18 protein-coding genes are annotated in these 16,021 nt (G+C 71.3%); 15 read left to right on the plus strand and 3 right to left on the minus strand.

What is annotated here, in order from left to right; translation table 11 throughout:
• The first annotated feature begins 35 nt into the window (after positions 1 to 35).
• The gene (locus ACQPZF_RS36595) at positions 36 to 956 is read left to right on the plus strand and encodes an EamA family transporter (RefSeq protein ID WP_433264961.1); all 921 of its coding nucleotides are present in this window, start codon (positions 36 to 38) and stop codon (positions 954 to 956) included.
• Positions 880 to 1,488 carry an NAD(P)-dependent oxidoreductase gene (locus ACQPZF_RS36600; protein ID WP_433264963.1) on the plus strand — a complete coding sequence of 203 codons (609 nt, stop codon included), beginning with the start codon at positions 880 to 882 and terminating at the stop codon, positions 1,486 to 1,488. Before ACQPZF_RS36595 ends, ACQPZF_RS36600 begins: the two co-directional genes overlap by 77 nt.
• 4 nt (positions 1,489 to 1,492) lie before the next feature.
• Here ACQPZF_RS36600 and ACQPZF_RS36605 read toward each other — a convergent pair whose 3' ends face one another.
• The gene (locus ACQPZF_RS36605; protein ID WP_433264965.1) at positions 1,493 to 4,111 is read right to left on the minus strand and encodes a glycoside hydrolase family 3 N-terminal domain-containing protein; all 2,619 of its coding nucleotides are present in this window, start codon (positions 4,109 to 4,111) and stop codon (positions 1,493 to 1,495) included.
• A gap of 196 nt (positions 4,112 to 4,307) precedes the next feature.
• On the opposite strand from ACQPZF_RS36605, the gene ACQPZF_RS36610 reads away from it, so the two are divergent.
• Together ACQPZF_RS36610 and ACQPZF_RS36615 are read left to right on the plus strand one after the other, a co-directional pair.
• Positions 4,308 to 4,907 (plus strand): RNA polymerase sigma factor, encoded by a 600-nt coding sequence (locus ACQPZF_RS36610; protein ID WP_433264967.1) that lies wholly within the window; start codon positions 4,308 to 4,310, stop codon positions 4,905 to 4,907.
• Complete coding sequence (locus ACQPZF_RS36615) at positions 4,904 to 5,779, plus strand: hypothetical protein (RefSeq protein WP_433264969.1); 876 nt, start codon at positions 4,904 to 4,906, stop codon at positions 5,777 to 5,779. The genes ACQPZF_RS36610 and ACQPZF_RS36615 overlap by 4 nt, the downstream gene beginning before the upstream one ends.
• 6 nt (positions 5,780 to 5,785) lie before the next feature.
• Here the strand turns inward: ACQPZF_RS36615 and ACQPZF_RS36620 are convergent, their stop codons facing one another.
• Positions 5,786 to 6,250, minus strand: a complete 465-nt coding sequence (locus ACQPZF_RS36620) for an Lrp/AsnC family transcriptional regulator (RefSeq protein WP_433264971.1) — start codon at positions 6,248 to 6,250, stop codon at positions 5,786 to 5,788.
• 93 nt (positions 6,251 to 6,343) lie between these two features.
• Here ACQPZF_RS36620 and ACQPZF_RS36625 point away from each other — a divergent pair, with 93 nt between their 5' ends.
• The 3 genes from ACQPZF_RS36625 (at position 6,344) to ACQPZF_RS36635 (ending at position 8,263) form a co-directional block, all read left to right on the plus strand.
• A complete protein-coding gene (locus ACQPZF_RS36625; protein ID WP_433264973.1) occupies positions 6,344 to 7,174 on the plus strand; it encodes an LLM class flavin-dependent oxidoreductase in 831 nt (276 codons plus the stop codon).
• Entirely contained in the window at positions 7,171 to 7,587 is a 417-nt protein-coding gene (locus tag ACQPZF_RS36630) for a nucleoside deaminase (protein WP_433264975.1), read from the plus strand. Before ACQPZF_RS36625 ends, ACQPZF_RS36630 begins: the two co-directional genes overlap by 4 nt.
• Positions 7,588 to 7,657: 70 nt before the next feature.
• Positions 7,658 to 8,263 (plus strand): hypothetical protein, encoded by a 606-nt coding sequence (locus ACQPZF_RS36635; RefSeq protein WP_433274877.1) that lies wholly within the window; start codon positions 7,658 to 7,660, stop codon positions 8,261 to 8,263.
• 35 nt (positions 8,264 to 8,298) lie between these two features.
• Here ACQPZF_RS36635 and ACQPZF_RS36640 read toward each other — a convergent pair whose 3' ends face one another.
• Positions 8,299 to 8,973: a TetR/AcrR family transcriptional regulator gene (locus ACQPZF_RS36640; protein WP_433264977.1), complete on the minus strand. Its 675-nt coding sequence runs from the start codon at positions 8,971 to 8,973 to the stop codon at positions 8,299 to 8,301.
• A gap of 102 nt (positions 8,974 to 9,075) precedes the next feature.
• On the opposite strand from ACQPZF_RS36640, the gene ACQPZF_RS36645 reads away from it, so the two are divergent.
• The 8 genes from ACQPZF_RS36645 (at position 9,076) to ACQPZF_RS36680 (ending at position 16,008) form a co-directional block, all read left to right on the plus strand.
• The gene (locus ACQPZF_RS36645; RefSeq protein WP_433264979.1) at positions 9,076 to 9,810 is read left to right on the plus strand and encodes an NAD(P)-dependent oxidoreductase; all 735 of its coding nucleotides are present in this window, start codon (positions 9,076 to 9,078) and stop codon (positions 9,808 to 9,810) included.
• Positions 9,811 to 10,167: 357 nt separating this feature from the next.
• Positions 10,168 to 10,908, plus strand: coding sequence for an ESX secretion-associated protein EspG (locus ACQPZF_RS36650; RefSeq protein WP_433264981.1), 741 nt, complete (start codon positions 10,168 to 10,170; stop codon positions 10,906 to 10,908).
• A gap of 115 nt (positions 10,909 to 11,023) precedes the next feature.
• The gene (locus ACQPZF_RS36655; RefSeq protein WP_433264983.1) at positions 11,024 to 11,431 is read left to right on the plus strand and encodes a hypothetical protein; all 408 of its coding nucleotides are present in this window, start codon (positions 11,024 to 11,026) and stop codon (positions 11,429 to 11,431) included.
• Between the two features lie 17 nt (positions 11,432 to 11,448).
• Positions 11,449 to 12,012 carry a DUF3558 domain-containing protein gene (locus ACQPZF_RS36660; RefSeq protein ID WP_433264984.1) on the plus strand — a complete coding sequence of 188 codons (564 nt, stop codon included), beginning with the start codon at positions 11,449 to 11,451 and terminating at the stop codon, positions 12,010 to 12,012.
• Between the two features lie 24 nt (positions 12,013 to 12,036).
• Positions 12,037 to 13,539, plus strand: a complete 1,503-nt coding sequence (locus tag ACQPZF_RS36665; RefSeq protein ID WP_433264986.1) for a hypothetical protein — start codon at positions 12,037 to 12,039, stop codon at positions 13,537 to 13,539.
• A gap of 244 nt (positions 13,540 to 13,783) precedes the next feature.
• On the plus strand, positions 13,784 to 14,221 hold the full coding sequence (locus tag ACQPZF_RS36670; protein ID WP_433264988.1) for a DoxX family protein: 438 nt from the start codon (positions 13,784 to 13,786) through the stop codon (positions 14,219 to 14,221).
• A 73-nt stretch (positions 14,222 to 14,294) separates the two neighbouring features.
• Positions 14,295 to 14,720, plus strand: a complete 426-nt coding sequence (locus tag ACQPZF_RS36675) for a YciI family protein (protein WP_433264990.1) — start codon at positions 14,295 to 14,297, stop codon at positions 14,718 to 14,720.
• 55 nt (positions 14,721 to 14,775) lie between these two features.
• Positions 14,776 to 16,008 carry an RNA polymerase sigma factor gene (locus ACQPZF_RS36680; protein WP_433264992.1) on the plus strand — a complete coding sequence of 411 codons (1,233 nt, stop codon included), beginning with the start codon at positions 14,776 to 14,778 and terminating at the stop codon, positions 16,006 to 16,008.
• Positions 16,009 to 16,021: the final 13 nt, after the last annotated feature.

Here is a 16,021-nt window from a genome sequence, read left to right on the forward strand (position 1 = left end):
CACCACTTACCTTAGCGGTGAGCTAGTTTGACTTAGTGCTAAGCAACCGCCTCGTCACCGCGCTGGCCCCGGCCATCTGGGGCACGACGTACTTCGTCACCACCGAGTACCTGCCGCCGGACCGGCCGCTGCTGGCGAGCCTGATCCGGTCGCTGCCGGCCGGTCTGCTCCTGGTCGCGGTCACCCGGCGGCTGCCCGCCGGCGACTGGTGGTGGCGCTCGCTGGTGCTGGGCGCGCTGAACATCGGCGCGTTCCTCCCGCTGCTGTTCCTGGCCGCGTACCGGCTGCCCGGCGGGGTGGCCGCGACCGTGGGCGCGGTGCAGCCGCTGATCGTGGCCGGGCTCGCCGCCGGCCTGCTCGGCCAGCGCATGACGCTGCGCGTCGCGCTGGCGGCGATCGCGGGCGTGGCCGGGGTGAGCCTGCTGGTGCTGCGCGCCAACGCCCAGCTCGACTGGCTGGGCGTGGCGGCGGCCCTGGGCGGCGCGGCCGTCATGGCGGCCGGGACCGTGCTGGGCAAGCGCTGGCGCTCCCCCGCGCCGCTGCTCGCGTCCACCGGCTGGCAGCTCGTCGCCGGCGGGCTGCTGCTCCTGCCGGTGACGCTGCTGGTGGAAGGCGCGCCGCCGGCCCTGACCGCGACGAACGTGGCCGGCTACGCCTACCTCACCACCATCGGCGCGGCACTCTCCTACAGCCTGTGGTTCCGGGGGATCGGCCTGCTGCCGGCCACCGAGGTGACGTTCCTCGGGCTGCTCAGCCCGATCGTCGCGACGGCCGTCGGCTGGCTGTTGTTGGGACAGGACTTGACCGTGGCGCAGGCAATCGGCGCCGTCATCGTGCTCGCGGCGCTCGTCGTCGCGCAGAGGCAAGGAGGAAAGACCGATGCGGATCACCGTGTTCGGAGCGGCGGGCGGCGTCGGCAGCCGGGTGGTGGCCGAAGCCGGGCAACGCGGGCATGAGGTCACGGCGGTCTCCCGCGGGCCACGTCCCGGGTTCGAGGTCGGCGACGCGAGCGTGGCCGCGGACGTGGCCCGGCTCGCCACCGGCCGCGATCTCGTGGTCGGCGCGACCCGACCGGCGCCCGGCCGGGAACGGGAGCTGGCCGTGACCGCCAAGGCGTTGCTGGACGGCCTGCGCGGCACCACGACGAGGCTGATCCTGGTCGGTGGAGCGGGCAGCCTGATCACGCCCAACGGCGTGCTCGTGCACGACGAGCCGGACTTCCCGCCGGACCTGCGGCCGATCGCCCTGGCCTGCACGGAACAGCTTGACGTGGTCCGGGCCGAGTCCGAAGTGGACTGGACGTACCTGAGCCCGCCCGCGGTCCTGGAGCCCGGTGAGCGGACCGGCGGCTACCGGCTGGGGCGGGACGACCTCATCGTCGACGCCGAGGGGAAATCCGCCATCTCCCTGGAGGACTTCGCCGTGGCGCTGCTCGACGAGGCCGCCCTGCCCCGACACCGCCGGACCCGGTTCACCGTCGGCTACTAGTCCGCTAGCCCAGCTCGGAGCACTTCCGCGCATCCGGGTCGAGCGCCGCCTTCGGCGCCCACCGCACGTTCGCGAGCGACGCCTGGAACGCCCCGTCCGTGTACACCAGGAACGGCGTGTTGACGTTCTCCAGGTCCAGTCCCCCGGCCGCGAAACACGACACCGGGATCTTCACCGTCGTCTTGGCCCCGGCGGGCAGACCGCTGAACAGGTTGGTGGCATTGACTTCCGCGAAACACGGGTACACGCAGTGCGCGCTCACCACCGTCCGGTTCACCGGGGCCTGGTGCACGATCACGTCGAACACCAGCGCCCCGTCGGCGTTGAGGTAGCCCCGGAGATCACTGCCACCAGCCGTGTTCTGCAGGTAGACCTGCCCGGGGCCACTCCCGGTCCACGTCGTCTTCAACGCGTCACCCTGCACGTTGACGTCCGACGGCAGCACAGTGAGCGCGCTGTGCGCCGCCTCGCCGTCGGGGCCGATCTCCGTGCCGCCCCAGTTGTCCGCTGATCCGATGAATCCCTTGTAGGGAGCGATGTCCTGACGGTTGAACAGCTCCAGGTCCTCGGTGGCCGTGCCGCCGCCGCCGTCGCCCGAACACCCGTGGTCCGGCGAGGTCTCGTCCAGCCGGCCGACCTTCCCGGTCTGCCACGAGCGCAACCCGTAGCCGGGCTTGAACAACGGGTGGTAGCCCTCCATGCCGGGGTTCAACGGCGTCTGGCAGGCGCCGCGCGGCCACGAGTACGACAGCGTGCCGGTGAAGCCGGGGTACGTGTGACGCCCGCGCACCAACAGGTCCGCGACCCCGCCGCCCTCGGTGCCCGGCAGCCACGCGGCCACGAAGGCGTCCGACCGGTTCAGCTCCCTGTTGACGTGCAGCGGACGCCCGGACACGAAGACCGTGACCACCGGCGCGCCCTTGCCGCTCACCTTGTCCAGCACCGCCAGGTCCTGGGGGTGGAGCTTCGCGGCCTCCAGCGTGCGCTTGCCGAGGTCACCGACACCTTCCGCGTACGGGGTCTCGCCGATCACGGCGATCACCGCGTCGAACCCGGCCGGGTCGACGTCCCCGGTCTCGGAGAACACCACGTTCGCCGCCCCCAACGCCTCCCGCAGACCACCGAGGATGGTGGTGCCGTTGGGGAAATCGGCGTTGGTGTTGCCCGTGCCCTGCCAGGTCAGCGTCCACCCGCCGGTCTGGTTCTGGAGGCTGTCCGCGCTCTTGCCGACCACCAGCACCCTGGACCGCGGCTTGAGCGGCAGCACCCGGCCGTTGTTCTTCAGCAGCACCTGGGACTTGCGCACCGCCTCACGGGCCAGCTTGCGGGCCTCCAACGCGCGCGCCGAGCCCGCGTGCTCCCGCGAGGAGGGCTTCTCGCCGTCCAGCACGCCGCTGCGCAGCTTCACCCGCAGGATGCGCGTCACCGCGTCGTCGATGCGGGCCGGCGGGATCTGACCGCTCTCCACCTGCGCGACGGTGTTGGCGATGAACGCCTTCCAGTCGTTGGGCACCATCACCACGTCGATGCCGGCGTTGATCGCCTGCGGGCAGCTTGCGTTCGTGCAGCCCGGGACCTGCCCGATGCCGTTCCAGTCCGACACCACCAGACCGTCGAAGCCGATCTTGCCCTTGAGGATGTCGTTGAGCGCCAGTGTGCTGCCGTGCAGCTTGCCTTCGTTGATGCCCAGATCGTCGTTGGTCCAACTGTTGAACGACACCATGACGGTCTGTGCGCCGGCGGCCAGCGCGCCGTAGTACCCCTGGCCGTGGATATTGATCATGTCCGCGACGGAGGACGGGTTGACGCCCTGGTCCTTGCCGCCGATCGTGCCGCCGTCGCCGATGAAGTGCTTGGCCGTGGCCAGCACGTCCACCCGGCGGCGGCCGTCGCCCTGGAGGCCCTTGACCGCCTCGTACCCGTAGGCGCGGGTGATCCGGGGGTCCTCGGAGTAGCCCTCGTAGGTGCGGCCCCAGCGGTCGTCCCGGACCACCGCCAGCGTCGGCGCGAACGCCCAGTCCTGCCCGGTCGCCCGGATCTGCTCGGCGGTGGCGTCGTGGACGTCCCGGATCAGGCACGGGTCGTGCGCCGCGCCCAGGCCGATGTTGTGCGGGAAGACAGTCGCGCCGTAGACGTTGTTGTTGCCGTGCACGGCGTCGATGCCCCAGATCACCGGGACCTTCGTGCGGGTGGACGTGGAGGCGTTCCAGTAGGCGTCGGCGAGGTCCAGCCAGGCCCGCGGGGCGGCGTGCTTGTCACGGCCGGGCCACGACCCGCCGCCGTTGAGCACGGAGCCGATGCCGTGCTCGCGGACCTCGTCGGGGGTGATCGCGGCGATCTCCGGCTGGGTCATCTGGCCGACCTTCTCGGCCAGGGTCATCGACGCGACGATCGTGCGGATCCGCCCTTCGTCGGCCGGGTTCGACCCGACCCGGCTGCGGACCTCGGGCCAGTCGGCGAGCGTGGGCAGGCGGTGCTCGATCCGCGCGCAGCCGTGCTCGGTGCGGGGCTCCCCGATGACCGGCCGGCGCGGTGACGCGTCGGGCGCGGCGCTCGCGACCCCGGTGACCAGCCCGGTGGCGAGCAGCACGGCCAGCGCGGTGCTCAGGTGTCTGCGGGACATCTCTGGGCCCTTTCCTCGGCGGGTGCGGCGGCGTTGTCCCGCCCGATCCTGACCGGGCGCACCCCCTCGGTCAAGGACTTCGTGGAAGCGCTTCCACGCAGGTCGGCGGCAACGACCCGGCCGGGGTGGCGGGGACCGGACCGACATAGCCTCACCACGCAGGCAACACTTCCGCCCCGGCTGGACACGAAGAGGCATGACGACCGAAGACCCTGACGACCGCGCGCTGTGGTCCCAGGCCGCGGCGGGCAGTGGGTTCGCCTTCGGGGTGCTGTTCGACCGGCACGCGAAGGCGGTCTACAACCACTGCTTCCGGCTCACCGCGTCGTGGGCCGCCGCCGAGGACCACTTGCAGAACACGTTCCTGGTGGCGTGGCGCAAGCGGGACCGGCTGCGGCTGGAGCGCGACTCGGCGCTGCCGTGGCTGCTGGCCGTGGCCACCAACGTGGTGCGCGGCGAACGGCGCACGGCGGCGCGGCGGCTGCGGCTGTTCCACCGCGTGCCGGTGGAACAGCCGGTGCCCGACCACGCGGACCTGGTCGCCGCCAGGGTGGACGACCAGCGGCGGATGAAGGAGCTGTTGGCCGCGGTGGACCGGTTGCCGCGCAACGAACGCGAGGCGCTGGCGCTGTGCGTGTGGTCGGGCGTGTCGTACTCCGACGCGGCCGGCGCGCTGGGCATCGCCGAGAGCAGCGTGCGGGCTCGGGTCAGCAAGGCCAAGGCCCGGCTGACCAAGCTGCTCGACGCGCGCCGCGAGGTCGTCCCGCTCACCGCGCTCACCGTGGAGGACCGATGAACAGCACGCTGCCCCCGGCCCGCGACCTGCCGCCAGGCCGCCAGGCCGAGATCCGGGCCGAGGTCGAACGCGCCGTCACCGCCCGCCGCGCCGTCCGTCAGGCGCCGCTGATCACCGCCGCGGTCGCCGCCGTCGCAGTGGTGGCCGCGGTCGTATTCCTTGCGCCGTGGCAGCGGAACAACACCGTCGCGCCCGCCCAGAGCACCACCACGACCGCGCCGACGATCTCGACGGTTCCCACAACGACCAAGCCGGTGATCCGTGGCCTGTCTCCGCAGCGGGTCGTGGAGATCGAGGAGGGCTGCCCGACCGTCGCGGGCGTGTCGAAACAGGCCACGCTGTATCAGTACATCGAGGACGAAGCGGGCAAGTTCGGTCTGCTCTACACCGACGACACCGTGCTGGGCTGCACGATCGACGGCCCAGCGATGCCGTACAACTCCGGCTTCGGCTCCGGGCTGCCCCTGGACTGGCTGCCGGGCCACTTCTCGGTGGACGACAACAGCAGCGTGGCCGGCGGCGACAGCCCGGGGAACAAGGACGTCTACCGGGGTCGACCCGGCCTGCGGTCGGTGTCCGGCCGGATCAGCTCGAACGTCGCCCGCGTCACCTACACCCACGACGGCCGGACCGTGGAGGCCACCATCGCCAACGGCACCTACGTGGCCCGCATCGCGCACCCGACCACGTGGACCATCCCGGACCACGACGCCGCGGGCGTGGTGCGCGTGTACGACACCGTGAACCGGGAGATCGGCTCCAGCGACGATCTCTACGACCGCTGCTTCGTCACGCGGGACAAGCAAATCGTCTACGGCGCGCGGACGGGAGTGGACCCGGCCACCTGCCTGCCCGCGAACCCCTGGCGGTGACGGGGATCAGGAGGGCCGCTCCGGCGGCCTTCCGCCCACACCCCGATACGGCAGCGTCTGGCTGTAGACGATGCTGGTCGTGGTGCTGCCGAACGCCGCCAGCTCGTTGACGACCTGCTCCAGGTGCGGCATCGAGGTGGCGGCGATCTTCAGCGTGTAGCAGTCCTCGCCGGTGGTGCGCAGGCACTCCAGGACCTCGGTCCGCTCGTCGAGCAGCCTCCGCAACGGCTCGTGCCGGCTGCCGGGGTATTTCAGGCGCACCACGGCCAGCACGCCGAACCCGACCTTGTCCAGGTCCACGGCGGCGCGGTAGCCGGTGATCACCCCCGCCGACTCCAGCCGTTTGACGCGTTCGGTGGTGGCCGAGGCGCTGAGGTTGACCCGGCGGCCGAGTTCGGTGAGCGCGACCCTGCCGTCCCGTTGCAGCTCGACCAGGATCGCCCAGTCCGTCGCGTCCAGGGTCTCGGTCATCCGGCCAACCTACCGGGGAATCCGTGGCGCGACACGCCCGATGCCGTGAGGAATCCCTTCAGCGGCGGAGCGTTCGGGCCTAGCCTTGATCACGTGCTGATCGGTGTGAACGTTCCGAACTTCGGGCCTGGCACGTCGCCGGGCGTGCTGCGCGACTGGGCGCGGACCGTGGAGGGGCTGGGTTTCGACCTGCTGATGATGTCCGACCACGTGGCGGTGACGCCCGATGTGGCGGAGCAGTACCCGGCGCCGTTCTACGAGCCGTTCACCACGCTGTCGTGGCTGGCCGGCGTCACCGAGCGGATCACGTTGGGCACCACGGTGCTGATCGCGCCGTACCGGCATCCGCTGCTGGTCGCCCGGATGGCGGCGAACCTCGCCCAGCTCAGCGGCGGGCGGTTCGTGCTCGGCGTCGGCGTCGGGTGGGCTCGGCAGGAGTTCGAAGCGCTCGGAGTCCCCTTCCGGCAACGGGGAAAGCTCACCGACGAGCTGATCGTCGCGGTGCGCTCGGCGTGGGAGGCCGAGGCCGACTACGGGCCGGCGCGGACCCCGATCTGGGTAGGCGGGCACAGCGATGGCGCACTGCGGCGGGCGGTGCGGCACGGGGACGCGTGGCACAGCCTGCGACTCACGCACTCGTCGTGGCGCGATGCGTTGGCACGCCTGGAAACCATCGCCGCCGAGGAACAGAAACCGGTGCCCGCCTTGACCCCGCGCATCCTGCTGCGGCTCACCGACCGACCGCTGGAGGACCGGCGGATAGGCGAGGGATCGGTCGAGCAGGTGGTCGGCGATCTGACGGAACTGCGTGCGCAGGGCGCGCAGGCCGTGGTGCTGGACCCGTACGCGGGTGATCCGGACGAGACCCTGCGCCCCGAAGTGGCGTGGCACGCGCTCGCCACCGTGCGAAAGGAATTCCGTTGAACGAACAGCATCTTCGCCGCGCGATCGCACTGGCCGCCGAGGCCCGCGCGGGCGGCAACCCGCCGTTCGGGTCGCTGCTGGTGGGCCCGGACGGGACGGTGCTGGCGGAGGAGCGCAACTCCAGCCTCACCGACGGCGACATCACCGCGCACCCGGAACTGAAGCTGGCCCGTTGGGCGGCCCGCGAACTCGACGCCGAGACCGCCGCCGGCACCACGATGTACACCAGTTGCGAGCCGTGCGGGATGTGCGCGGGGGCGTTGGCGCGCTCCGGGCTGGGGCGGGTGGTGTTCGCGCTGTCGGTCGAGCAGCTCAACGGGCTCAAGACGACCGGCGGGTTCCCGGAGGTGCCGGCGGAAGGCCCTGCGCTGTACGACGAGGCACGCGTGCCGGTGGAGGGCTACTACGTGTAGCCGAAGCCGGCCGCCGGACCGTTCTGCTACGTTCCCGAGAATGCGTGGAGGCTCGACGCACGGCCGTGCCATGGTCGCGATCGGCAAGGCGTTCGCGGCGCTCGTCTACCTGGTGGTGGTAGCGCTTTTCGGCTCAGGGGCGGTCGCTCACGCGTCCGAGGCCCGGAGCTGCGAGTGCGCGACCCCGTCGATCGACCGTTACCAGCAGTGGCTTGCGTCCGGCGAGGGCACCACCGTGCCGCCGACCGGCAGCCTGCTCGTCCGCGAGCGCCACGGGTACGCGGCCAAAGTGGACTTCCTGAACGCCGAGTGGCACGTGGTCGTCCTGTGGCTGGGCAACAAGTTCGAGGCGCAGGCCGACCTCTCCCGGTCGGCCGGCTTCTGGCTGACGTACAGCGCGACCGACGACCTCTACGTCCAGTTGCGCCCGGCCTCGCACTGGAGCGGCGGTGACAAGTGGCTCACGCTGGTGCCGTCGACCGGCGGCAGGCTGGTGCGGAAGTTCTTCCGCTTCGCGCCGGACAAGTGGACGTGGCTGCCGGAGTTGGGCGAGCCGTCGCACTCGTTCGCTTCGGCGTTGAGCGAGGCGCGCGGTCTGGTCTTCGTCGGCAAGACGCCGAACAGGCTCGACTTCCGCGGACTGCGCGTCGACCGGTACCGGCCGCCCTGCCTCTGAGCCCACCCGCTCATCCTGCGCGGAGAGCGCTTGGTTCACCGCCAGCTTTCGCGCTTTCGCTGTAGCCCGTCGAGGATCAGGTCCAGCCCGACGTCGAACTCCTCGGTGTACGCGTAGCCGGGCTTCAGGACGCGGTCGGCGATCATCTCGGTGAGGTGTGGGAACTCGCCGCCGGGCAGCTTTTCCAGGATCGAGCCCGCCACGTTCGCCAGGTCGGCGGGTGACGCGAACGGCAGGCTGAGCTCCTGGAGCGTGAACCCGTAGATGTAGCTGTCCAGCACGGAAAGCGCGTGGGCCGCGCCCGGGATCGAGAAGCCTCCTGACCGGAGGCGGCCGATCACGGCGTCGTGGTGGCGCAGGGTCGCGTGGCCGGGGTTCGTCCGTGAGTCCATCAGGCTGATCGCCCACGGGTGGCGGGTCAGCGCGCCGCGCATCGAGCCTGCCCGCTGCCGCATCGCGGTCCGCCAGTCGACGTCGTCCGAGGGGAGTTCGATCTCGCCGAAGACGAGGTCGACCATGCCGTCGAGGATCACGTCCTTGTTGCGGAAGTGGTGGTACAGCGACATCGCCTCGACGCCGAGCCGCTCGGCGAGCTTGCGCATGCTCGGCACACCGGTGCCGGCTTCGTCCGCCATCGCGACCGCCGTGCGCAGCACCGCCTCCTTGCTGAGCGAGTTTCGGCGGGGCGGGTCGGCCGGCTCCGGGGCCACGCGGTTCTCCTGTCTGCGGTGCTTGCGCTACTTGACAACCTTACACTGCAAGGTTGTACCTTACGGCGTAAGGGCAGGCCGTCGCGAGCCGAGGAGATGGTTGTGGAACCGATCGTTGTGGACGGAACCGGGGCGTCGGGCACGGGGAAGCGGCTGTGCGTCGTCGGCGCGTCCGGGAAGCTCGGGCGCTACCTGGTGCGGCACGCGTTGGACCGCGGGTACGAGGTCGTCGGTGTGTGCCGGGAGCAGAGCGTGGCCAAGCTCGCCGAGTTCGAGGGACGGATCACGGTGATCCCCGGAGCGACCGACGGCCGCGCGGCCATCGCCCGGGCGGTGACCGGGTGCGACGCCGTGCTGACCGTGCTGGTGCCGTGGGGAAGGAACCACTACGCCTCCGGGACCGCCCAGGCGGTGCTCGACCACGCACGTCCGGGCGCCCGTCTGGTGTTCTCCTGCGGCTGGCACATCACCCGTGACGGGAAGGACGTGTACTCCCGGAAGTTCAAGGTGTACGCGGCCGTGTTCGGGTGGCTGGCGAAGGCGGTCCGCGTGGTGGACGTGGACGACCAGGTGGAGGCGTGCCGGAGGATCTTCGCCAGCGACACGGACTGGACGGTCGTGCGCGGCAGCGACCTGGAGGAAGGCGACAGCCAGGGCCTGCCGGTGTGGAGCAGGCACGTGGGCGACCCCGTCCTCGCGAGCAACCTGACCCGTCGCGTGGACTACGCCCGGTTCATGGTCGAGGCGGTGGAGGACGACGCCCTCATCCGCGAGGCCCCGGCCATCGTCGGCCGGCAGACCCCGTCGGCTCTCGCCCACGCCGACCGGCCGGCGTGACGGTCCGACCCGCCGACGCCGGCCCAACCGGTTGTGACGAGCCGACCCCGCTGCTCGCCGACCTGCGACACAGGCGTGCCGCCGGCCGGATGCATCGATCCACGATTCGGTTCCCGATGGAATTCGACCACTTCGCGGAAGCGCTCTACTCGATTGGTCGTCCGCCGATCGAGTTAAGCGTTTCCGTATGGCAGACAACCGCGCCGCGTTAGCCCTATCCAGGGCGGATGTCGCTATCCGCGCCGACCGCGTACCCCAACCGGTTATATCTCCGCGAAATCCGCAGAAGGTCGGACGACTTCTCCCCCCGCCACTGCCAATATGGCTCCCGGCCGAGGGGGAAGGCGGGGTTCCCGGGTGGCGAGGGAGATCGTGTGTTCATTCGCCGAATTGGACGCGATCGGCGAGGCGCTGCGCATCGACGTGCGCCGGTTCCCGTTCACCATCGGCCACCACGGATCGACGCGCGACGAGCGGTTGGCCGTGGTGGCCGCCGTGCACCGTGACCTGGTGGCGCGCGACCTGGTCCGGGGCGACGAGTTCGCGCCCGAGCTGGTCGAGTCGCTGCGCCTGTTCGCCGGGGGGCGCGTGGCCGTCGCGCTGGTCGGCACGTCGGGAGGCAGCGCGCCGGTGGCGCTGGCCGTAGCCGACGACCGGAACGGTGTCCTCGCGGTGCGGCGCGGTGAGTCGATCGCGTTCCAGCAGCGCCACCCGGACACCGTCGTGCGGGCGCTGGTGGACCTGCTGCCGCCGGTCCCGCCGGGCCCCGGCTCGTCGGTCACGGTGTCGGCCACGGCTCCCCCGGCGGACGAGGACTTCTCGGAGTTCCGCTTCACCACCAGGCTCAAACCCGCGGCCCGCCCGTCTCGGGCAGTGGTGGACGACATCCTGCGCCGCCCCCGGCTCGGCGCGGGCTACTTCGCCGTGACGTCGGGCCGGACGGACCTCGGCACGCTGAACTACCTCGACACGGACGTCGGGCGGTACGCGGTGATACCCGGCGCCGACCGGAACGGCCTGCTCTCCGCCACCTACACACCGGCCGACCAGGCGACCTTGACCCGGCACCTGGCCCGTCTCGTGGATTCACCCGAATGACGGGGAACGGGCGTTGGGGGCCACGCATCCGACCCACCGGACCGCGCCATCACGCTTTGTCACAAGCTCTGTACCGAGCGTCAGATCAGGTGTCCTCCAGGGGAGTGAGATCACCATGGCGGTAAACGGGTTCTTCGCCGGCCTGAGCGGCATGTCCACCGCGGTCGACGGCTTCCGCGCGGCCACCGCGGCCGGCTTCGTCATCAGCCCGAGCGGTGGCGCGGCCCTCCTCGGCGCGATCGACGAGATGTCACTGGCGACGGAACTGGCGCTGGCCGATGCCGCCGTGCTCAGCCAAGAGCCTCCGCTGGGAACGACACCCGCGGCGGAGGTCTACAAGCCGTTCCTCGCAACGATCGCCAGCGACCCCGTGCAGGGGTTCCTCCCGGCGGTCGAGAAGTTCGCGAAGGACCTGGCCCGACTCCGCACCGACGTGCAGCAGGCCATGGACCGCTACCAGTCCACCGACGAAGACCGCGCACAAAGCCTGAAAACCATCGGCGGCACGACCCTCAGCGCTTGACCGACCGGGGAGCACCAGTGAACTCTCGACGGGGCCTGGCCGGCCTGATGATCGCGCTGCTCGCCGTCACCGCCTGCGGCACAACGGTTTCCGGCGTAGCCCGGCGTGCTTCGACCACCTCCGTCAGCGCCACCGGCAGCCCTCCCGGCGGCGTCACCGGAAGCACGTCGCGCACTGCCGACCCGAGCGAGTTCCTGGAGCGCACCGATCCGTGCACCCTGGTCACGAGGGCCGAAGCCGAAGGTGCTCTGGGAACGCTGCGCCAGGAACCCCTGGCGCGTCGCCTGGGAACGGCGACGACGTGCGCGTTCTCGCCCAGAACCGCCACTTTCATCCTCGCCATCCGCACCAACGTGGGGCTCGCCGGCGTGCTGCCCAACGGCGGCACGATCAAGGAGATCACCGTCGGCGACCGGCCCGCGAAGGAACTGCCGGACGCGAGCACCGGAAGCTGCGGCGTCTACCTGGGCGTCACCGAGCAGTCGCGAGTAGACGTCGTGGTCAACGCGACCAGCAGCGGCGAGGACCCGTGCCCGATCGCGTTGCGGGTGGCCCAGTGGGTCGAACCGAGACTGCCGTAGCACCGAGCCGGAAGGGGCAGGGAGATGAACCAGGGACCTCCGGGGAAGCCGTCGGACGTGTACGGCCGCTACCACCTGGACCGGCACACCGAGGCCCGCACGGGTCGCGAACTGCAGGAGCGGGTCGATCGCGAGCACGAGGTCCAGTACGGGCCGTTCGGCCCCTACATCGGCGAGTTGATAAATCCGGGCCGAGTCGACGACCTGCTGGACCGGCAGGCGGCGCAACTGAAGGACGGAGTGCTCACCCGGTCCGCACCGGACCAGCCCGCCGTCTACTACCAGGCGATCCCGCACCAGGACCTGTACGACGGCGTGCACCACGGCGTCGATCCCGGCCAGGTCGGCGACATGGGCACCGTGTGGACCGACCTCGGCAACAAGCTGGCCACGTTCAACCAGGCCATCGCCACCGCCATCGGCAACAGCGAGGCCGACTGGGTGGGCAGGGCCGGCGACGGGGCGCGGCAGGCGTTGGCGGACATGGGGAACCGTGCCGGCGAGACCGGTGTGTCGGCGCAGTTGGCGGGCACCTTGTTCACCCAGCAGTCGCGGGCGCTGACGGACGCCAAGAACACCGTGCCTCCGCCGCCCGCCGTGCCGTTCGACGTGCGGGCGGCCAACGACCGGCTGATGTCGATCACCGATCCGATCCTGCTGACCCAGCAGGCGGCTGCCGACCGGGCCGCGTTCGAGCAGCAGCAGAAGGACCACCGGGAAGCCGCACGGGTCGTGGAGACCTACGACCGGACCGTGGCACAGACAGCAGCCGCCCAACCCGCCTTCGCCCCCGCGCCCGTCGCCCCGGCACAACGTGTCGAGCCCGACCCCGTCACGCCGCCGGGTTCGGGTGACCCGAGCGGCCGGAAGTCCGCGCCGGTCCCGGCCGTCGGCGGCACCACCGAGACCTCCACGACCACCGCGCCGCCCGGTGGTCACAAGGCGGAGGTCGGGCCGACCGGCGGCAACACCGGTGGCACAACGCAGACCAGCGGCACCGGCGTCGGGCAGGTCGGTGGCCACGCTCCTTCGCCCGGCACGGGAAACGGTCCGGGTGGGCCGTTGCCGACTGCCGTCCCCGCCTCCGGCCGAGCCGGGCTCGGCCTTCCAGCGAGCAGGGTCGGTGGCGGCAAGGCCGGCGGCGGCCGGTCGGGCGGCATCCCCGGCGGCGCGGCGGCGGCCAAGGGTTTCCGTGGCGGCGTGCCCGGACCCGGTGTACCGGGTGGTGGGGCCGGATCCGGTGTCCCGGGCGGTGGGGCCGGGACAGGTGCCCTGCCGGGCGCCGGGTCGACCACAGGCGGCACGGGACGCGGTGGTCCGGCCGGCGCGACGACGGGTGCCGGCCGTGGCGCGCCAGGAGGACCGGGCGGCATCCCCGGCATGGCCGGCGTGGGGCCAGGCGGCGCACGGGGCGAGGAGGACATCGAACACCAGACCCCTTCGTACCTGGTGGAAGCCGACCCGGACGAAGTCTTCGGCGCCAACGAAACCACCGCACCACCAGTGATCGGCGACTGGAGCCAGTGAGCGCCCTCTGAAGCTGCGTCGACGCGACCGCTCGGTCCGCGCTGAGCCATGGGCTGGTGCGCGACGGGCTCGCGCCGGCAGTCGACGGCGACCCGCAGCCAGCCTGCCCGCCGAGCGGATCGTGTTTCTCAGTACCTCGCTGACCTGCGGAAACAGAAACTTTGAAAAAAGTTCGAGGTCCGTGTCGATCCAGCGGTCCCCCCGATCGTCGCGTTGGCAAGACGACCGAGAAGGGACCGCAGAGATGACCACCACCACCGTTCCCCAGACCGCCGCCGACCGCGCCACCGACAAGACCACCCGCCGCAACAACCTGGTGCTCGCCGCCTTCCGCGTCGTGGTGTCCTTCCTGTTCGCCTGCCACGGCCTCCAGGGCTTCGGTCTGCTCGGCGGCATCGACGGGCAGGGCACAGCGGTCCCGTTCGGGTCGTTCCCCGGCTGGTGGGGCAGCGTGCTCGAACTGGTCTGCTCGGTCCTGGTGCTGGTCGGCGTCGCGGCGCGGCCCGCCGCCGTGCTGTGCTCCGGCGCGATGGCCTACGCCTACTTCGTCGTGCACCAGCCGACCGGGCTGCTGCCCCTGCACAACATGGGCGAGCTGGCGGCCGTCTACTGCTGGGCGTTCCTGCTGATCGCGGTGCTCGGGCCGGGGTCGTTCACGCTGGGCCGCGCGTTCCGCCGCTGACCCCCGAACTGTCTGACAAATCCTCACCGCCGAGTAAAGATAAGCACGTCAACACTCCGAAAGGGACACGAAGATGCGTTTCATGGTGATCGTCAAGGCCACTCAGGACTCCGAGGCCGGCGTCATGCCCAGCGACGACATGCTCCGCGAGATGGGCGCGTTCAACGAGGAGCTGGTGAAGGCGGGCGTGATGCTCGCCGGCGAAGGCCTGCACCCCAGCGCGAAGGGCGCCCGGGTGTACTTCAACGGCGACCAGCGGACCGTGGTGGACGGTCCGTTCACCGAGACCAAGGAACTCATCGCGGGCTACTGGCTGCTGGAGCTGAAGTCCCTGGAGGAAGCGGTCGAGTGGGTCAAGCGGGTGCCGAACCCCACCGGCGAGGAGTCGCAGATCGAGATCCGCCAGGTCTTCTCCATCGAGGACTTCCAGGCCCCGCAGGACATCGTGGACCACGAGGAGAAGCTGCGGGAGCAGGTCGCCGCCCAGCGGGGCGAGTGACCGGCGGACACCCCGCCTTGCCGACGCGCGTCGGAAGCTGATCTGATGACAGATCATGACAGCTTCCGATGCGCGTCGTGCTGTCGAGGCGGTCTGGCGGATCGAGTCGGCACGGCTGATCGCGGGTCTCGCCCGGATGGTGCGCGACGTGGGCACGGCCGAGGAACTGGCCCAGGACGCCCTGGTCAGCGCCCTGGAACAGTGGCCGGAGACGGGTATCCCGCGCAACCCGGGCGCGTGGCTGATGACCGCCGCGAAGAACCGGGCCGTCGACCAGATCCGGCGCAGGCAGAACTACCAGCGCAAGCTGGAGGAGATCGGGCGCGGCCAGGAGCAGGACCACGCTCCCGACGCCGGCTCGGCGGTGGGCGACATCGACGACGACCTGCTGCGGCTCGTGTTCACCGCGTGCCACCCGGTGCTGTCCACCGAGGCGCAGGTCGCGTTGACCCTGCGGATGCTGGGCGGCCTGACCACCGACGAGATCGCGCGGGCGTTCCTGGTGCCGGAGTCGACCGTGGCGCAGCGGATCGTGCGGGCGAAGAAGACCCTGGCCAAGGCGAACGTGCCGTTCGAGGTGCCCGCCGAGAACGAGCGCGACGCCCGCCTGGCCAGCGTCCTGGGCGTCATCTACCTGATCTTCAACGAGGGCTACTCGGCCACCGCCGGCGACGACTGGATGCGCCCCGCGCTGTGCGCGGACGCCCTCCGGCTGGCCCGCGTGCTGGCCGGCCTGATGCCCCGCGAGCCCGAGGTGCACGGCCTGGTGGCGCTGTTGGAGATCCAGGCGTCCCGGTCACGGGCCCGGATCGGCCCCAACGGCGAGCCGGTGCTGCTGATGGAGCAGAACCGGGCGCGCTGGGACCAGTTGCTCATCCGGCGCGGCCTGGCGGCGCTGGAGAAGGCGGGCGGCGGGCCGTACTCGCTGCAGGCGCGGATCGCGGCGTGCCACGCCCGTGCCCGCACGCCCGAGGAGACCGACTGGACCCTGATCGCCGGGTTCTACGAGGCGCTGGCGCTGGTGGCGCCGTCCCCGATCGTGGCGCTCAACCACGCGGTGGCGATCGGCATGGCGTTCGGGCCGGAGGTGGGCCTGGAACTGGTGGACGAGCTGGTGGACGAGCCCGCCCTGAAGGGCTACCACCTGCTGCCCAGCGTGCGCGGCGACCTGCTGGCGAAGCTCGGCCGCCCCGCCGAGGCGCGTGAGGAGTTCGAGCGGGCCGCCGCCATGACCCGCAACGAGCGCGAGCGCACCCTCCTGCTGGACCGCGCCGCCGCCTGCGGCTGAGGCACTATCGGGA

Source organism: Actinosynnema sp. CS-041913 (genome assembly GCF_050942485.1).
Taxonomy (GTDB): Bacteria; Actinomycetota; Actinomycetes; order Mycobacteriales; family Pseudonocardiaceae; genus Actinosynnema.